This window comes from Coleofasciculus sp. G2-EDA-02 (assembly GCF_040226375.1).
In the GTDB taxonomy this organism is placed as follows: domain Bacteria; phylum Cyanobacteriota; class Cyanobacteriia; order Cyanobacteriales; family Coleofasciculaceae; genus Coleofasciculus.
The window spans coordinates 1-18963 of sequence record NZ_JAVKEW010000219.1; the positions used below are offsets into that span (position 1 = coordinate 1).

General features: G+C 46.0%; 12 protein-coding genes. 7 read left to right on the top strand and 5 right to left on the bottom strand.

Translation table 11 applies throughout. The features are described from left to right. Positions 1-154 precede the first annotated feature (154 nt). From RLO19_RS25590 to RLO19_RS25615, 6 genes are all read left to right on the top strand, one after another. Complete coding sequence (locus RLO19_RS25590; protein ID WP_446360215.1) at positions 155-1018, top strand: tryptophan 2,3-dioxygenase family protein; 864 nt, start codon at positions 155-157, stop codon at positions 1016-1018. Positions 1019-1176: 158 nt separating this feature from the next. Next, a complete protein-coding gene (locus tag RLO19_RS25595; RefSeq protein ID WP_446338092.1) occupies positions 1177-1515 on the top strand; it encodes a hydrogenase maturation nickel metallochaperone HypA/HybF in 339 nt (112 codons plus the stop codon). Beyond that, a complete protein-coding gene (gene hypB, locus RLO19_RS25600; protein WP_446360216.1) occupies positions 1506-2444 on the top strand; it encodes a hydrogenase nickel incorporation protein HypB in 939 nt (312 codons plus the stop codon). The genes RLO19_RS25595 and hypB overlap by 10 nt, the downstream gene beginning before the upstream one ends. Positions 2445-3010: 566 nt before the next feature. Further along, on the top strand, positions 3011-4534 hold the full coding sequence (locus RLO19_RS25605) for a peptidoglycan-binding domain-containing protein (RefSeq protein WP_446360217.1): 1524 nt from the start codon (positions 3011-3013) through the stop codon (positions 4532-4534). A gap of 461 nt (positions 4535-4995) precedes the next feature. Next, positions 4996-8343, top strand: coding sequence for an ATP-binding protein (locus tag RLO19_RS25610; RefSeq protein ID WP_446360218.1), 3348 nt, complete (start codon positions 4996-4998; stop codon positions 8341-8343). A gap of 245 nt (positions 8344-8588) precedes the next feature. Beyond that, positions 8589-9008, top strand: coding sequence for a hypothetical protein (locus RLO19_RS25615; protein WP_446360219.1), 420 nt, complete (start codon positions 8589-8591; stop codon positions 9006-9008). 402 nt (positions 9009-9410) lie between these two features. Here RLO19_RS25615 and ilvB read toward each other — a convergent pair whose 3' ends face one another. From ilvB to RLO19_RS25635, 4 genes are all read right to left on the bottom strand, one after another. Then, positions 9411-11270, bottom strand: a complete 1860-nt coding sequence (gene ilvB, locus RLO19_RS25620) for a biosynthetic-type acetolactate synthase large subunit (protein WP_446360220.1) — start codon at positions 11268-11270, stop codon at positions 9411-9413. Between the two features lie 283 nt (positions 11271-11553). After that, a complete protein-coding gene (locus tag RLO19_RS25625; protein ID WP_446360221.1) occupies positions 11554-12534 on the bottom strand; it encodes an ABC transporter ATP-binding protein in 981 nt (326 codons plus the stop codon). Positions 12535-12700: 166 nt separating this feature from the next. Further along, positions 12701-15070: a transglycosylase SLT domain-containing protein gene (locus RLO19_RS25630; RefSeq protein ID WP_446360222.1), complete on the bottom strand. Its 2370-nt coding sequence runs from the start codon at positions 15068-15070 to the stop codon at positions 12701-12703. Between the two features lie 134 nt (positions 15071-15204). Beyond that, positions 15205-16446, bottom strand: coding sequence for a pentapeptide repeat-containing protein (locus tag RLO19_RS25635; RefSeq protein ID WP_446360223.1), 1242 nt, complete (start codon positions 16444-16446; stop codon positions 15205-15207). Between the two features lie 240 nt (positions 16447-16686). Here RLO19_RS25635 and RLO19_RS25640 point away from each other — a divergent pair, with 240 nt between their 5' ends. Further along, the gene (locus RLO19_RS25640; RefSeq protein WP_446335698.1) at positions 16687-16851 is read left to right on the top strand and encodes a hypothetical protein; all 165 of its coding nucleotides are present in this window, start codon (positions 16687-16689) and stop codon (positions 16849-16851) included. A gap of 222 nt (positions 16852-17073) precedes the next feature. Here the strand turns inward: RLO19_RS25640 and RLO19_RS25645 are convergent, their stop codons facing one another. Next, entirely contained in the window at positions 17074-18615 is a 1542-nt protein-coding gene (locus tag RLO19_RS25645) for a YcjF family protein (RefSeq protein ID WP_446360224.1), read from the bottom strand. Positions 18616-18963 lie beyond the last annotated feature (348 nt).

Sequence of the window (18963 nt, forward strand, 5' to 3'; positions counted from 1 at the left end):
TGACTTGACTACAGCAAAAGGGAAACTGCAAAGCATCAACTGGAAGTATTTCGAGCCAATCTGGAAAGCTGACGGTTATACTTATGTCCACAAAGGAAAGAAATGTCCATTGATTTAACGATTAGAGGAATAGCGATCGCACTCAGTCTCTACTATGCCTCAATCCGAGCCTACCCAACCCTTACCTCCCCTTGATCCAACCCTAGACGTTACTCAAAATCACTATTGGACGTATCATAATCTAGAGGCGCTACTGAGTTGCAAGCGTCCGCTCACCGCGTCCCAAGACGAAGACTTATTTATTGCCGTCCATCAGATTTGCGAACTAGCGTTCCATCAAATGATCCTTGATATGGAGCGAGTTTTAGCCGCATTAGGGCAAGCAATTGCCGATGATACTGATCCGATTATCGGGGATACTCGCGAAGCCTGTTACTTTTTCCCCCGAATTCTGCGCCTTTATGAAGTAGTATTAACAACAATGCCCATTCTCAAGACAATGCGGGCATTTGCTGAGTTTCGGACAACCATTGGTCCGACAAGTGGTTTTCAGTCGTTCCAGTTTCGCCATTTAGAAATTATGAGCGGGGTGCGAAACTATTGGCAAGGAGGAACCAGAGACGCTACTGGCAATCCTCATATTGCTGAAACCGAGTTTGAGCGCCGCTATGGTAGTGATATTGCCCAATGGTTTGAGCGCTATCACAATCACAATCTCGCCTATTATTACGATACGCTACTGCAACGAAGTCCCGGCAGCACGACAGCCGAACAGATTTTCTCTCTCTTGAACCACCCTCATGGGAGTCCAGTTTTGGATAATATGCGGACTTACGATAATTTGCAAATCCGCTTTCATCAATTCCATCTTGCGCTCGCTGTACAACAACTTAAACTCGTAGGTGTAGAGATAGGAACTGGGGGGACATCATTCCGGGATTATCTAGCAAAATACCATAAACAGCAAGCACCGCTATTTCCTGGATTAACTCAATATGAGCGTGATGGGTTCAGTTAGTCCTCAGTTAAGATTTTATGTCGGGTGGGCAAGAATGATAAACCTTCACAACGAGGTAAAATTAAATTAAGCCTTTCAACCCGTTAAAACGGGTTTTAGCCCGAATTTTAATTCAGGGCTTAAAAGAGAATAGATGTGAGGGAACAGGAAACAAACCATTGCACGAACTGGGAATCACGCAAAATATCGTTGATATCGTTACCGAACACGCTAAGGGGGCGAAAGTGCGACGAGTTTGCCTGGAAATTGGTCAGTTAGCCGCAATAATGCCCGATGCGGTGCTATTTTGTTTTGATGTTTGCAGCAAGGACACTCCCTTAGAAGGGGCAACCTTAGATATTATCGAAATTCCGGGTATAGGTCGCTGTCGTCACTGTAATGCCCACATTCCCCTAGATCAACCCTTTGGTATCTGTGAATGCGGTAGTGTGGAACTGGATATAATATCGGGTCAAGAACTGAAAATTAAGGAAATGGAGGTCGAACCATGTGTGTAACCTGCGGCTGTTCTGATGGCGCTGACACTACTCTCACCAATCCGGAAACGGGGGAGGTTGTCGCTATTGCTAACCACAGTCATGACCCCATGCATACCCATACTCTACCCGATGGGACTGTTATCACTCACTCCTCTACCTCTAGCCACTCCCATACTCACACATTGCCCGATGGTCGAGTCATCACCCATACTCACACTCACGACTCTCCAGGAAATCACAGCCATGAAGCCTCCCAAGTTCACGCCCAGGTTCATGGTACGACAATCTCTCTTGAACAGGATATCCTAGGAAAAAATAATCTGATAGCTGCCCAAAATCGGGGATGGTTTAAAGGGCGTAATATGTTGGCGCTGAATCTGGTTAGTTCTCCGGGGGCTGGCAAAACTACGTTGTTGACGCGCACGATTGAAGATTTACAGGCACAATTACCGATTAATGTGATTGAGGGAGATCAAGCGACGACGAATGATGCCCAGAAAATTCAAGCAACGGGGTGTAAAGTCGTACAAATTAATACGGGAACGGGGTGTCATCTGGAAGCGGCGATGGTGGAACGGGGTTGCACTCAACTCAATCCTCCTCTTAATTCTGTGGTCATGATTGAGAATGTGGGTAATCTGGTTTGTCCCGCCTTATTTGACTTAGGTGAACAGGCAAAGGTGGCGATTTTATCGGTAACGGAGGGCGATGATAAGCCGATTAAATATCCTCATATCTTCAGCGCTAGCCAAGTGATGATTCTGACTAAAATTGACCTGTTGCCTTATGTAGAGTTTGATGTGGAACGCTGTATTGAGTATGCACGAACGGTTAATCCTCAGATGCAGGTGTTTCAGGTTTCGGCAAAAACAGGAGTTGGGCTAGAGGGTTGGTATGAATGGTTAAAGTCTCAGTTTCAAGTCTTGCAACCCTTGGCTTCAATATGATATGATGACAGACTGGCTGATTTTTTTAGGGCTGATCCAGGGAATAGCGATCGCCAAAATGTAAACTTCTATGTCTTTTTTGTGGACTTTTTAGAAGAAAGGTAAAATCATTTTTCATCAGGAAAGATTTTGTTTTCAGCCAAGGGTGTTAAATTAATAATTAAAGCGATAAAAAACGCGGGTAAATACTTAACAGGTTAGCAGCAATACAATAAATCCTTGATACAAGGTAGGGTGGGCAATGCCCACCAACCTTAAGGAGTCGTGCTATTCATTTTAGATCCCCCCTAACCCCCCTTCAAAAGGGGGGAACAAGACTTTCAACATCACCAACTTTAACCGCGAAACCTACCCCAATGTTCGCCAGAAGATGCTTCACCTTCTCCGACCCCGCCGACTGCCAAAACTACCAGATAATTTGAGACTTTGATAACTGCGGTAAGCAAAAGCTTTTTACCAATTTTTTTATATTTACACCTGAACCGTTAATCAATTACTCTCGATGAATTGTAAATAACAAGACAGCCTATTGACGCCGGAACCTCTGGCAGCAATTTGGTTTATAATTGATCGTTAAATTAAAACCCTTAATCAATACCCTAATGAAACTCACAGATATTATTCATCACGATGTCGTGATTCACTTAGATACCCTGAAGACTGACCCAGAGTTAGTCAAGCAAATCCAAACCCAACTGAATCGCCTAGGATTTTACCCCGGTGGTTCCTGGCTGGATGGCGCCTATGGTCAGCGGACAGAACAGGCAATGACTGATTTCAGTAAATCGGTTTACCTGAATAATATGGACAGTAATAAATTTGGGAAAGGGTGGGTGCAAAAACTACTGCCTGATGACACAAAATCCCTCCTCTCTCTAAAAGACACCGATAAAGAAACGATTTATAAAACTTTCTTAAAAGAGTCCGTCAAGGGAACAATTGATGAACCCGCCCTATTTTATAAAGGAATTGACACCTCTGTCTACAAAACCCAAATCAAAGACTATGCCGCCCGTCTGATGCAAAAGCCCGATGGCAAAACTTTGGTTTCGGTCACCAAAGATACCACCCACTTCCAACCTTTCCCCCCCGTGGGACAACTCCCCGATATTGATGACCAAGGCTTAAGCTTTTTGCATCCAGAGATTACTGAAGCCTGTCTCTGTGTGGGTAGTTTTGTTAATGGAGACTTCAAAACCAAATGGCTAGGCAGAAATGCCCTGAGTAAAACGGAGTTTTGGAGTAGTAGTAAAATTATTCCCATTCTCAATGTTGTCTCTCGCAGCAATACCAACGCCTTTCAAATAGATATTGATAACTGCCTGATTCGAGGCAGAGATTTAAGCGGACAATACCGAGAATTATCGTTCCATGATGTGCTTAAAGATATTTTATCCTACGAAAATCGCATTGCTTCATCTAACTCCCTAGCGGCAATGTTAAAGCAATTTTTGACTCCCGCCGAGTTAGAGAATTGGCTGAAAAGTATGACTGGAAATCAAGAGTTGATTTTTACTGGACGGTATGGGGAAGAACCCTTGATTCCGCAACCAGAATTATCAACGCAACCGCCTCAAGGATTGTGGCGTCCTCGAAACGTAATCCTCAAAGGTGTCTCGGAACAGCATCGCGGCGAAAATACAATTACAGCTTATGATTTAACCCGGATGATCTCAATGTTAGGTTGGCATCATCGCATCCCCCAATTCTCACGGCTACCGGGTGCCCAATGGCATAGTTTAGAATCGGTGATTCGGGCGATGGGTGCAGATGCGGCGCGTTTAACGGATGGGGGATTAGATGCTTTAGATTTACAGGATAAAATTAGTTCTCCGGTGATTATTTCTAAACTGGGGAATGGTGTAACTCAGATGCGGAATCGGGCGGAAGCGGTTTATGTGGCGTTGGTTCAGTTTATTCAACCAAGTACAATGGGTGTGCCAGAATTGGTGACGTTTAGCATGACATTAAAGGGGGCAAAGCGTTTAGAACCCAGGGATGCCCAGCGTGAGGTGGTGGAATTGGATGCTAGGATGGCAACGGAAGTGACAGAAATTATTCGTCGAGGGGCGTTAGGGGAATTGGGTTGAATTCCTGAATTTTTATGTATTGACAAAATTGTAAATTTATGGGTAGTACAGAAAGTTACTGAATAACTAATTTTTATAAACTTTTATATATTTACAATTCAATAATTAATATGTAACTATCAACGCATAGACATCAATAATTACCCACAACTAAAAATCATCAATGGGGAAATTAAGTTGACTAGAACCTGGAGTAAAGAGGTTAGTGGAAATCAATCCAACTATATTAATTTCTGTAAATATATTTCAAACCCTTACATAAGACATAAGACAATCCCCAGGGTTAACTGTAATTTTTCTCAGCTACTTATCTGTCCATTGTGGCATAAAGACCATTGTTTTGTCGGGTGAGCCAACCAACTCCGCAAGAGTAGATTCACAGATGTATAGATGCTGCCAAAGTCTGTCAGCTTGCCTCACAATAGAAATAGGATAGCAGCAATCACAACAGGGACTCTACTATGACTAGGGGTGCATGGAAAAAGCAACGGTGGAAGCAATTGCGACATCGGCTACCTCAAAAACCTCGAATCTCGTATCTAGGCGCATTTATTTTAACACTATTCAGTTGCCTAGTCGTCTACACGGTATCTGGTTCAGCTCAATCTCCAGTCGCGCCAGTTTCATCGTCACTGGTAGAAATCACTCAGGGATGGCAATATCATTGGGGTGATTTTTCTCAACAACAACCCAGGGTTTCAGAATGGACGCATAATCAGATATTTCCTGAACAATGGCAGTCATTTCAGTTTCCCGAAAAAATCCAAAAACCAAGGGATAAAAATGTCCATATTTTGTGGTTGCGTGTTCCTTTACCCGCTGGAGAATGGCACTCCCCGACTCTTTATTTGGGCGCTGTACCTTATATATTAGATGTATACTTAGAGGATCAACATCTCTATCGTCAATGGTCACTCAATGCTGCTAATCAAGCTATACTGACAGACTATAAATTACCCCTCGTTCAACTTGAGTCAGGATTTCAGGATAAAATTCTCTTGTTTCGGGTGCATGTCGGAGAAAATTCTTCAATTTATATCGGCTTATTTGATCGCGTTTTTCTTGGTAATCATAAGGCTGTGATTAAACGCTTTTTCCAGCAGCAAACGGATTCATTACTCGGCATTATATTTTTTGTGTTAGGAGTAATTATTCTCGGATTGTCCTTAAGTCGCCCAGAAAAAAAATCATACTTTTACTTTGGTATTTTGACAGCAACGATCGGTATATACACGCTATCGCGGTCTTTTTTTATTCCTGTATTTATCACTTATTTAGAATTACTACGTTTCTGGGAATATATATCATTTTATCTGATTCCTGTGAGTGGTTGCCTGTTCTTTCAAGAAATATTTAGGATGAGATGCCAGTCTATTATTCGCCATCTTTGGAAAATTCATCTCGCTTATGCCGTGGCGGCGTTTACTTTAGTCATCACTCACACCTTTTCTTGGAGTCAAACAGTCACTTTTGCTCAATTCTTGTTTTTAGCCAGTGCGATAATTATTTTAACCAAGGCGGTGCAAATTTCTTTGACGGGTAACATTGAAGCTAAACTCTTTACATTGGGGTTTAGTATGCTTACCCTATCTGCCATTAATGATATTTTGATTTATCGCCTAGAGTGGATAAACTGGCATCAAAAACTTTATCCCTGGGGAACATTAACTTTTATTCTCACCTTGGGCGTTCTGTTAGAGCGTCAATTTATCCAAGCGCGTAACCTGCTACAAAACTATGCCATAGAATTAGAAGCTAAAAATATTGCATTACGACAACTAGATCAGCTTAAAGATGAATTTTTAGCCAATACGTCTCATGAACTCAAAACCCCACTCAATGGGATTATTGGCATTGCGGAATCGTTGATTGATGGAGCGACGGGAACCCTATCTGATGCGACTCAGTTTAACTTGTCTCTCATTGTGTCAAGTGGTAGGCGATTGCACCAGCTTGTTAATGATTTACTCGATTTATCCCAACTTAAACACCATAACCTGCACCTGAATATAAAACCTATCGGAATTCGAGAAGTTACCCATGTTGTCTTAACCATTTCTCAACCGTTAATGGGTAAGAAACCGGTCGAGTTAGTCAATAGCATTAATCCAGAGATTTCCCCTGTTGATGCTGATGAAAACCGCGTGCAGCAGATTTTATACAACTTGGTGAGTAATGGGATTAAGTTTACGGAACAGGGAACGATTGAAGTCTCGGCAGCGCCAGTCAATGATATGCTAGAAATTTATGTGATTGATACGGGAATTGGTATTCCACCAGACAAAATTGATCGCATTTTTGAATCCTTTGAACAAGCCGATGGCTCAATTGCTCGCCACTATGGGGGAACGGGATTGGGTTTGGCAATTACGAAAAAATTGGTTGAACTTCACGGCGGTATAATAAAGGTTGAGTCTACGGTAGGAGTGGGGTCACAATTTACATTTACTCTGCCTTTATCTCAGGGGAAAGTTGAGGATAAACCCTCTGTAGAACTGTCTAAGGTTCAAGATTATACGCCGCGAACGGTTAGCCCTGATCGTATTCTTATCGCTCAAGATGCGGTTGTTACCCCAGAGGGGACATTCCACATTTTAATTGTGGATGATGAACCCACAAATCTTCAGGTAATTGTCAATCATCTGTCGTTGGAAAATTATGCGATTACTCAAGCTTCTAGTGCCTTGGAAGCGTTAGAGTTGATTCGCTTAGGGTTTAAACCGGATCTAATTTTGCTAGATATAATGATGCCGCAAATGACGGGGTATGAACTGTGTAAAAAACTGCGGGAACAATTTCTGCCCAATGAACTGCCGATTGTCTTGTTAACGGCAAAGAACCAGATTTCTGATTTGGTTGAGGGGTTTGCGGTTGGCGCGAATGACTATTTAACTAAGCCTGTTTTAAAGAATGAATTGTTAGCCCGAATTAAAACCCATCTTCGTTTAGCTAAAATTAATGCCGCTTATGGACGGTTTGTCCCTTATGAGTTTCTGCAATTTTTGGAACGGGAAAGTATTGTGGATGTGCAATTAGGGGATCAGGTGCAAAAAGAAATGTCTATTTTATTTGCCGATATTCGTTCGTTTACCAGTTTGTCGGAACAATTGTCACCGAAAGAAAATTTTGACTTTCTGAATTCGTATTTGAGTCGCGTGGGTCCAGTAATTCGCCATTATCGCGGGTTTATTGATAAATATATTGGGGATGCGGTGATGGCATTATTTCCCCAGATGGCTGATGATGCACTACAGGCGGCAATTGAGATGCAAAAACAAGTCGGTTTGTATAATGCTAACCGTCAAATCTGTGGGTATGAACCGATTGCGATTGGTATTGGTTTGCATACAGGGAGTTTGATGTTGGGAACGGTGGGTGAGTCTCAACGGATGGATACGACGGTGATTGCGGATGCGGTAAATTTGGCATCGCGTTTGGAGGGGTTAACTAAGATTTTTGGGGTAGAGATTTTAATTAGCGAAGAAACGTTAAATAGTTTGACAAATGCTCACCATTATAGTTATCGTTTCTTGGGTCGAGTGACGGTGAAAGGAAAACGCCAACCTATCGCTATCTTTGAGGTGTTTGATAGTAACTCGCCACCACTGATTGAACTAAAGCGACAAACTCGGACGGAGTTTGAACGGGGGGTGCATCTGTATGTGGAGAAACAGTTTGCCCAGGCGCAGCAGGTTTTCACTCAACTGTGGCAATGGGATGATCGCGATCGCGTGGTTCAATTCTATCAGGAGCGTTGTCAGCAAGCTGAGCGATCGGGAGTCTCTGAGGTGGATATTATTATTCGTTAAGTAGTCGGACTTTCATTAACGTTAACTGTTTCTCCTGTTCATCATCTGGTGGTTGGGAGACTTTTCCCCCTGCACCCCTGCACCTTTCCATAGATCCCTAACCTGTTTTTAGAAAGCCTAGGGTAATTTCCGGGGATTTGCGGTGTTCAATTGTCTAAGACAGAAAATATCATTGAGGTATACAGCATTACATTTCAAGAGCTGGAGAGTTTTGCTTCAGCCAAAACCCATGCGGGGGTGAATCTATGAAAGTTACTATCGGCTCACAAGCCACAATTAATGTTTGTTCGACAATACACTGTCCTTTTTTCGAGAGTCAATGTTCTGCGTCTGGGAGTTGTCTGAGATATTACGAATCCTGTCACTGTCATCTAGCGAGTGTGTTTGCCTTTGATTCGGATGGACATTGGTTGTTTACCGCCAATGAACATGAACTGCGCCATATCCAACAGGTTAACGAGGGCTGGCTTACTTACCATCGTTCTATTCTAGAGCAACAAGGAGATCAGCAAAACAGTACGCCTACACCAACCCATCCACCTTCTCCCCAGTGCGACTATCTCTACATCGAGAATGATACATTCTCAAATTCCCCGGAAATGACTCAGAAAGTCTCCCCAATCAGTATTAGCCTGCTCGATTCTATTGAATTTGAGGACTATTAGCTTGACACTCCCCGCCCGATAAAGACGGGGAGCCTGATCACACTAATGAAGGTCAGAAGGGTTGAAGCCTTGACTACAAGGGAATTAGAGATATTCAGCAACATTACGCGATCGCAAGCTTGTCATAGCGTTGTGACAAGCCTGTCACAGGTGGGGATTATGCTGATATAGAGGAGTTGAGATTCCTTTCGATAATGAACGACACAGCCTTCCAAGGTGACTTGGAAGGCTTTCCTATCACTATAAGATTAATTTATTATTAAAATTATACCACCTTATATTAGAGAAGCAAATTTTGGATTGTAGAATCCTCAAATCATCCCCACAATCGAGAAAACAGCATCAAAAAAGCCCCCTACAACCGCAGGAGACTTTTTCTCTATCCAATTTTCCAATAATTGATTACAGTTTCGTCCCACAAACTGGGCAGAAATGATTTGTAGTCTGATTCTGAGTACCACAGTTACTGCAATCGACTACCTCGGCTATCTGTTCCGGCTGACTGCGTTCTGGCAATCCAATCATTTGTGCATTACTCTTACCCGGTGCAACCATCGGATAACAATTCTCATTCTTGGTGACGTGGACATCCAGCAGCACCGGACCATCGTATGCTAACATTTGAGCGATCGCGTCCTTGAGTTCGTCTCGATGCTTCACCACCATGCCCTTGATCCCATAAGCTTGAGCCAAGACGGCAAAATCCGGCATTCCTATTTCCATATTCGAGGACGAATACCGCTGTCCATAAAACGCCTCTTGCCACTGGCGCACCATTCCTTGCCAGCCGTTGTTAATGATCACAGTCTTGACATTAATGCCATACTGTGATAAAGTCCCTAGCTCCTGAATATTCATTTGTACCGAAGCATCGCCCGCCACACAAACCACTTGCTGATCGGGTAGGGCAACCTTCACGCCCATAGCAGCGGGGACGCCATAGCCCATCGTGCCTAAACCTGCACTGGAAATCCAACGGCGTGGTCCCGTCTTCAGAAATTGTGCTGCCCACATCTGATGTTGACCCACATCCGTGGTGTAATAGGCATCAGGGGCTTGCCGATCCAACTCCACAATCACTGCTTGAGGCGAAATACTATCTGGATACTGCGGCGCTTCCAAAGGATACTCTTGACGCCAACGCTGAATCCGGTTAAGCCATGGCTGAGTCTGGTTAGGTTCAGCCGAAATTCCCTGTTCCTGATAGCGCCGTAATAACTCAGCCAAAACCTGCTGCACATCGCCCACAATCGGGACTTGAGGGGCGCGGTTTTTGCCCACTTCCGCCGGGTCAATATCGATATGAATCACCTTAGCATGGCAAGCAAACTGATCCAGCTTCCCGGTGACGCGATCATCGAACCGCGCACCGACGGCAATCAATAAATCACATTCACTCACGGCAAAGTTAGCATAAGCCGTGCCATGCATACCCAACATCCCCACAGACAACGGATGGGATTCATCAAATGCCCCTTTCCCCATCAGCGTCGTCGTGACGGGAATTTGGAACGTTTCTGCCAATTGCTTAACTTGATCATGGGCATTGGCAGTAATTGCACCGCCCCCGATATAAAGTAAAGGTTGCTGGGACTCTCGGATCAGATGCAATGCCTGATTAATTTGCCGGGGATTTCCCTTAACCGTAGGACGATACCCCGTCAACTTAACCATACCTGGGTCAACGGGGGTATAGTCAAATTCTTCTAAGCCTACATCCTTGGGTACATCAATTAAAACCGGACCCGGACGACCAGTATTGGCAATATGGAACGCTTCGGCTACAATCCATGCCATATCACGGGGGTCACGCACTACATAAGAATGCTTCACAATCGGCAGTGTAATGCCAAAAATATCTGTTTCTTGGAACGCATCCGAACCAATCGCCGCCCGTGCCACCTGTCCGGTAATCACTACCAAGGGAATCGAGTCCATGTGGGCGGTAGCAATCCCTGTCACCAGGTTTGTCGCCCCAGGACCCGATGTGCCAAAACAGACACCCACTTTTCCTGTCGCCCGAGCATACCCATCAGCCGCGTGGGCAGCACCTTGTTCATGGCGAACTAGGATATGCTGAAGTTCCCCTCGTTCTTCCCACTGATACAATTCATCGTAAATCGGTAGGATCGCACCACCGGGATAGCCAAAAATATGGTCAACCCCATGACGCTTCAGACTGTCCATCAGGGCGTAAGCACCTGTGCGACGAGTAACGGTTTTTTGTTTGACTTCTTTTTTAGAGATACTTTGGTAACGCACCAGATACCCTCACTAAATGATTAACGGTTTTTCTATGAGTTTTGTATATCCTGACAATAGGTTCACCCAACCTATGGTAGATCTTCAAATGAGTAAATAATCTATGAGTGTAAAACAAATTTAGGATCATTGTCTAGTTGTTATTGGTCATTGGTCGTTGGTCATTGGTCATTGGTCATTGGTCATTGGTCATTGGGCGAAGCATTCGCGTTGAAATTTGAATAGAAAACCGATAGATTTGGGCGCGAATGCTTCGCCCCTACGAATGCATCTGCTCCCTCAGCTAATGACTTGATTCAATCCCCCTCTGATGTAACTGCTGCATGAAAAATTCCTCTAGAGAGGAACGTGCTAGGGTGATCTCAATTAATTGCGCCCCCATCAGGCGCAGACTGGCAATAAATTCTTGGGGTTCACCTTTGAGTTCACCGTACCAGCTATCTTCCTCGAATGCCAGTTCCTTAACCCAGCGTTGGAGAATGTCGATGTTACCGCCTTTGCCGCGAACTTGGTAATGAGTCGCCACACCCAAGAGTTCATCCAGGGTGCCCATACAAATTAACTCTCCCTCCGCCAGAATCGCCACGCGATCGCAAATCTTCTCGACATCTGATAAAACATGGCTATTGAAGAAAATAGTTTTACCTTGCTGCTTAAGTGAGAGAATAATTTCCCGGATCTGATAGCGTCCCATCGGATCAAGTCCCGACATCGGCTCATCCAGAAATACCACATCAGGGTCATTGATCAGGGCTTGTGCCATGCCGACGCGCTGGAGCATTCCCTTAGAATACTGTCGCAACTGCTTTTTTTTCGCCGCCGACTTTGATAATCCGACTAATTCCAGCAACTGGGGAATGCGTTGACGTTGACGACTTTTGGGGATTTGAAACAATCCGGCAGTCAGTTGCAAGAATTCCCAGCCTGTCAGATAGTCGTAGAAATAGGCATTTTCCGGCAAATAACCGATTCGCTGCTTCACCTGGCGATCGCCAATGGGTTTTCCCATCAGCCAACCCCGTCCAGAGGTGGGACGGACAATGCCGAGTAAAATTTTCAATAGCGTCGTTTTCCCTGCCCCGTTGGGACCGAGCAAGCCAAATGTCTCTCCCGGCTCAACGGAGAGAGAGCAACTTTTGAGTGATTCAATTTTTTGATTCAACCAAAAGCCAGTGCGATAAACTTTCCTGAGCTCAGAAGTCGCGACGACTGGACTCTGGTCAAGGGTAGTCAATGCCCCTGGCAAATCAGCAGTCGAATCCATTCCCTGTTAATTGAATTACATAATTGACAGTTCTATCGTTATAACTGTATCAGTATATTGCTGTTTCTGGTACACAGCGTAAGCATTAATTGAATGTTTGCTCCCCCTGCTAAGAGACGTAGCATGGCACGTCTCTACATTGCTCCCCCTGCTCCCCCCTACTCCCTTACCGATGCATTGCCGTTGACTGACTCTGAGAATGTTGGGCGACTTGCTCGGCAACTTTGGGATCGTACAGCCGTAAATAATTCCAATAGTTACCAAACACCTGCTTTACATAGTCTCTGGTTTCATCAAAGGGAATGGATTCGACAAACTCATCAGGATCGCCAGCGCTTTGTTGTCGCAGCCATTTTGCCAAATTCCCTTGACCGGCGTTGTAACTTGCGATCGCAAGTAAGGAGTTGTCGTTGTAAGATTGGTGAACTTGTCGCAGAAACCAGGTTCCCAATTTAATGTTATCGTCTGGATTTTCCAGAGAATAATCCTCCATATCAATATTTTCTGCCGCCCACGCCCCGGTACTGGGCATCATCTGCATTAAACCCACAGCACCAGCGCCCGAACGAATATCTGGTTCAAAGCGAGATTCTTGGCGAATCAGGGCAGTCACTAATAGAGGATTGAGTTCACGCTTTTGGGAATAGGTGGCAATCTCGTCTGAGAAAGGAAATGGGTAGAGCGCTTGCCAGTAGGTGAATTTTTCCCGCAAGTCTTGGTACTGAGCTTGTTCTTCGGGTGTCTCCCGATCTTCTAAGCTGGCAATGGTAGCAATGCCACTCAGGTAATCTCCTATCCCCAACTGCACCAAGCCATCGGTAAACTGCTCGGCGACGGTGGGTTCTAGGCGATTTTGGAATTCGGCTCTCCACAGCATCCAAGCATCTTGGTCAGACCCGAGTAAATAGAGTTCCTTGAGAGCGGGTGAACCCCCTGGTAGTACGGGTCGGGTTTTCGGCAGAACCAGTTTCGGATCAAGTTGACGGACTGTTTTAAAGTCGCCCACATCCCAACCTAGCTGTACAGCAGAGCGCCACGCATAGTAAGACTGGGGGTGATTGGTAATCACCTGCTCGAATGCGGTTTGGGCATCCTGTCGGCGTCCCAATTCCCTTGCCCATTTGCCCACCCAAAAGCCAGCCTGACGTGCCAGGAAGCGATGAGGATTTTCCGTGGTAATTGGTTTTGCCCATTCCCAAGCTGCCTCTACATTGCCAGATTTAGCGTGCAACCGCGCGACTTGCCAGCGGTAGGCGGCGGCGGCGTCGGAATCGCCATAGTCATCGATCAATTGTTTTCGGGCTTGCTCGGCTGCTTTATCACTACCTAGGCGTTCCAGGGTTTCAGCTTTAACCAAAAGGGCTTCACCGGCGCGTTCGGGGAAGCGCTCAACGACTTCGTCCAGATAAGGAACTGCCTCAATATCCGGTTCCAGTTGCGCCAGTTCAATCAGGGCGGCGGGTGTTTCCTTGGCGTCGGGAAAATCACGCACCATCTGTTTGTATGCCTGTTTTGCTTCCGCGTACTTCTGGGCGAATTTGAGGGCTCTGGCTACTAAATAGGCATTTTTGGAAGTCTTGGCAGCTTTGGCATAAGCCGCACTAGCTTGCCCATATTTCCGGTCTCGCCAGTAGCCCACCGCGATCATTTGCCAGTCATCGGGTTTAATTAGGGGTTGATCATCGGAGTCAACTGCTCTACTGTAGTTTCCCACCAATTGGTCTAGGATAGGCGTGATATCTGAAGTGACCTCTGGGGTGTCAAAGGCATAGCGAGCCAAAAGCAGCATCAACTCAGGCTGATCTGGATTGTCTTGGAGGCGCTGCTGTGCTAATTCTAGAATCAGCGGATGAGACGGATAGTTAGCGATTGCCTTGTCCCAGTATTTGGGATCGTCGGCGGGTGGTTCATAAATCTGCTGGATTTTCTCTAGCCAACCCAGATTAGCGGACAAAGATTTAATCTCGTCGTCCTGATAGGTTGAATCTTGGGAGAAAAGAGCATAAAGAGCATAAGCCGCAACGGGCTGATCCGCGTAGCGTTGCAGCAGGTTTTGCCATTCGGTTAAGGCTTTGATTTTCTCGCCCATCAGTTCGTAAGCTTGGGCGCGTTTAACTGCAATATAGCCGCCGAGTACAGGATAGTCCAACTCCAAGCCCTCTAACCAACGCAGCGCCTCCTTGCCCTTGCCTTGCTCAATTAAATCCTCTGCCAAAAGATAACGCGCACGAGATCTATCAATGGAACGTTTTCCTTGTGCGATCGCTTCGAGTTTACCTCGGCGCTGGTTCCCATTCCAGGACGCAAGTCGCAAAACCTCTGTGTTACTCTGTTTTTCTGGGCTAAAGGAGTTATGCTCCACAAAAGGCAGCCAGATGGTCAATTGACCTAGACTCCTGGTATACTCACCTCCTATAAGCGTTCCTCCCCAGATGAGAGCAACGAGTCCGACTCCAGCGACTAGAGCGATTTGTCGTTTTCGTTGTTTTTGCCTTGAACGGCTGTGGGGGGCGAAAATCTCGCGTCTTTTTCTCATAGAACCTCCTGCTGACGCACATCTATCTTAGATCTGGGTGAAGATCACAGAACACGATGGCATTGCCCGGTCTGACTGTAAGTTGGGTGGATTGATCCCGTGGGAAATTTTCCCGAACCGTTTCTGGATGGGGGTTAGCGTTTTGGTCGTTTTTTCAGACCCAATCGTCGAACGATATACTGACGCTGCACCCGATCAAATTTGGTTTTCCTTGTGATCTTCCATTCTTCAATATAAGCGCCCACCAGACAAGCCCCAATTAAATCCGTGCCATCTAAATTGGTGTTTTTTAGCTTCGCCCCCTTTAAGTTAGCCGACTGCAAATTGGCACAGCTGAGATCGCTATTGACGAAACTCGCCGCCACTAAATTAGCCCCCCGCAGATTCGTTTCGGGCAAGCAAAGATTGTCGAAGTTTTTTTCCTGTCCTTCACCTGTAACGACTAATTGCCGGATTTTCGGGTGCTCCAAATAGGTTGTTCCCACGCGGGAGAGTTCGAGTTTTTTCGCTTGAAACCAGCAAGTGCGCGTCACCTTCGCTTGTCTAAAATTTGTGCTTTTAAGCAGCGCTTGGGTGAAATCTGCTTCCGTTAAATCGGCTCCCTGAAAATTTGTCCCCCCAATCGCAGCAAAGGCAACTGCAATCCGACGAATGAAAGCATAGTTTTTATCCCCAATTAAGGCTCGCCAGCTTACATAGGCAGAAAGTCCAGCCACGCCTACCGCCACAATCACCGCCACCGTTGCGGCGCTGGTTGCTGCTGCCACAGATGCCCCAGCCGTAACCACGACTACAGCACCGGCTGCGGCGACAACACCAGCTCCAGCCGCAACGACTGCCACAGCACTAGCAGCGGCGACAGCACCAGCTGCTGCTCCTGCTGCCACGACTGCCATCGCCATAGCCGCCGCGACTGCTCCAGCACTGGCAGCTACTACGGTTACGGCAACCGCTGTAGCTCCGGTTAGAACTGCCACCATTGCCGCCACCACAATTGCCACAACCCAAACCCCTAACGCCATAATCAGCCCTTGGCGAATCGTCATGCTCACAAAAACACCCAAAGCGATGAGAATAAATACACCGGCTAAGATTTCGATTAGGTTCTCACTAATCAGCGCAGCGCCAGTGATCACACCCGCCCAGGCGGAAATAAAACCAGATAGCGTCGATAGAAATAAAGCCACCAGCAATAGAATCGTTGCCCAATGTTGCTGCAATCCCGCTTGGCAATAGCTAAAATTTGCCCCCGTCAGGATAGCATTGGTAAAATCTGTGCCTCGGATGTCGGCGTGGCTGAAGTTAGCACTGGCTAAGTCAGTTCTACCTCGAAACGAGCGACCTTGCAGGTTTTGACCGGAGTAGTCCTGAGCCATTATAACCTCCGAACGGATGGGGCAACTATAAGACAATGGGCGTTGGTGGTACAGAAAATTGTATTTAGCAACGGTTCGACTTGACCAACTCTTATGCTGTAGAATAAAGCATTTGGTGGAACAATTGAACTAGAATAGCGACGGCATATTCTCTTAGATTAAATGCCAGATGGTTTCACCCACAACTTTTCCTGCTGCCTGTTTTTCCCTCTTCCCCAATCACCTCTTCCCCATTTATCAATGAATCGTTCAAAAATTGTGGCAATTATTACTGGAGCCATTTCCATACTTCTGGCACTGGCATACCTTCTGTTGGTTCAGCTTTTGGACTTTCGCGGCGAAATGATTCCCGCCCCGGTAAGTCAGTTACCACAGATTATTGAAGTGATGAATTATGAACTATAAATCATGAATGCTCTGTTCCTCATTTCCGGTGCTATGACGAATTACGAATGACAAATGATATTAAACTCATTGCGGGCGATTTAAATACTCTCTGGCAATTAGGGATTTTTTGTTAGAACATTTTGAAGATATACCCCAATCCCTGATTAACTTCCTGTGTTCGTCTTGACGGTTGGTATCAGGGCGCACGTCGGTGTATCAGGGCGCACGGGGCGTGCGCCCCTACGAACCCCAATCATCGGGATTAGAGTCCACTTTTGAGGTATCTTTCAGGGGCATAACCACTCGTGCGATCGCGTCTTGAATAAATGCTTTAATAAATTCATCCCGACGGTTAAGCTGAAATTGCTGCTGCACAACTTCTGTCATCCCCCCATCACCCCAGTCTTGATCATGACGAAAGTATTCAATAAAACTCTTCCCAGCAATTCGGATTAAATACGCCGCCGTTACCCCTTGAATCGCTTTCCCAACTAAATAGGTAGCAATTTGAAATTGTAGCGCCCTTGACAAAATTTGTATTGCCCCTTGAACAATTCCCAAACTGGCTAAGGTTTTCCCCAGAGACAGCGCCAATTCTCTCCCCCGTTCCATATTCAGATCACAGCCGTAAACTCTACCAATTTCGACCACCATCTGGGCGTTAACAGCCGCCGTTGCTAACAAATCAACCACCGGTAACGGAGTAACCGCAATCACTCCAGCGCCAATCCACTGAAACCTTTCCACCACTTTCTCCGCCTGTCGCCGCCGTTGGTGATCGATTAGACGACGGGCGTCTTCACCTAAACGCTGAGACTGGAGTAAAATATTATCGGCAATCAAATCTTGCCCTTCAGCGCGTAGCACCGCAGCCAGACGGCGGATTAAGGGTATGATATCAGGGTCAGGTTGGAAGTCTTCCCCATTTTCTAATCGTACAGGCTGGGGATTGGCAGCGATGGCTACCACATCTGAAGCGGCAATAAACCCGCGCACCTGATGGCGTAACCGTGCCAGAATCGTTTCTTTATCAGTATCAGTATAGAGATCCACTTTATTCAGAACCAACAGCGATCGCTTACCAATATCAGCTAGACGACGTAACGGTTCATATTCCGACTGTCGCAAATCATTATCCACCACAAACAATAATAAATCTGCTTCCGTGGCAAGCTGTCGCGCCAGTTGTTCCCGTTGGGTACCCACCACACCCGCCTCTAAAATACCGGGTGTATCGGTAATCAAAATCTGCCGTTCTATTCCCTTCAACGTTAGCGTATACGTTTGTCCCTGATCCGTGGTTCCCATCGATGCCCCCACTTGACCCACCATCTGCCCAATGAGAGCATTAACCAGGGACGTTTTCCCCGATGAACCCGTGCCAAAGATGACAACCAACAGTTCCCCACGGGCTAACGTCGCCTCAATCTCACGCGATCGACTCAACAGGGCTTGCTGGGCTACCTCATCTTGAATTTTCTGCACCTGCTGTCGCACTGCTTTTAGCGTTTCAGAAGCCGCTTCCGTTTTCTCCTGCGGTACTTTTGGCGTAGGGCGACGCCTGCGGGATGACGATTTGGGGCGGCTGAATGTCCAGACGTAGTAGACAAACGTGGCAATTAACAGAACAAGTAGAATAATCAGCAATAAAACCAGCAAATTTGCCAGTAGAGGCGAATTTAACGACCAATAGAGTCGATTAATCGAGTCAATCAGCCACAGGATTAGCCCCAGAATGATACTGAGACCGATAATGAGCGTCAGTAGGCGGGGTAGGGGCATAATGGTTTAAGAAGGCTTCCGGGCAGAAGGCAGATGAGAGAATGAAAATAGCTAGGATGCCAAGGAGAAGTTAAACCGCCTTGGGTTTCAACCCAAGGAACCAAAAGCTTGCATTCTTCTCACATACGACTGCATCCCTAGTTTTAGTCCATTTTAATAGACTTAAGCTTTTAGCGAAGGACTTGAGTTGTTGGTGGGTGTCAGAGCTTACAAAAGATATATCGTAGGGTGGGCAATGCCCACCAGCCTTAAGTCAGTTTTATTCGACCACCCAGAAACTGTAGGGGCACCATCCTTGCCCCGGAAAATGTAAGTAAACTTCAGTTATCTATTAAGAACTCAAGCCTA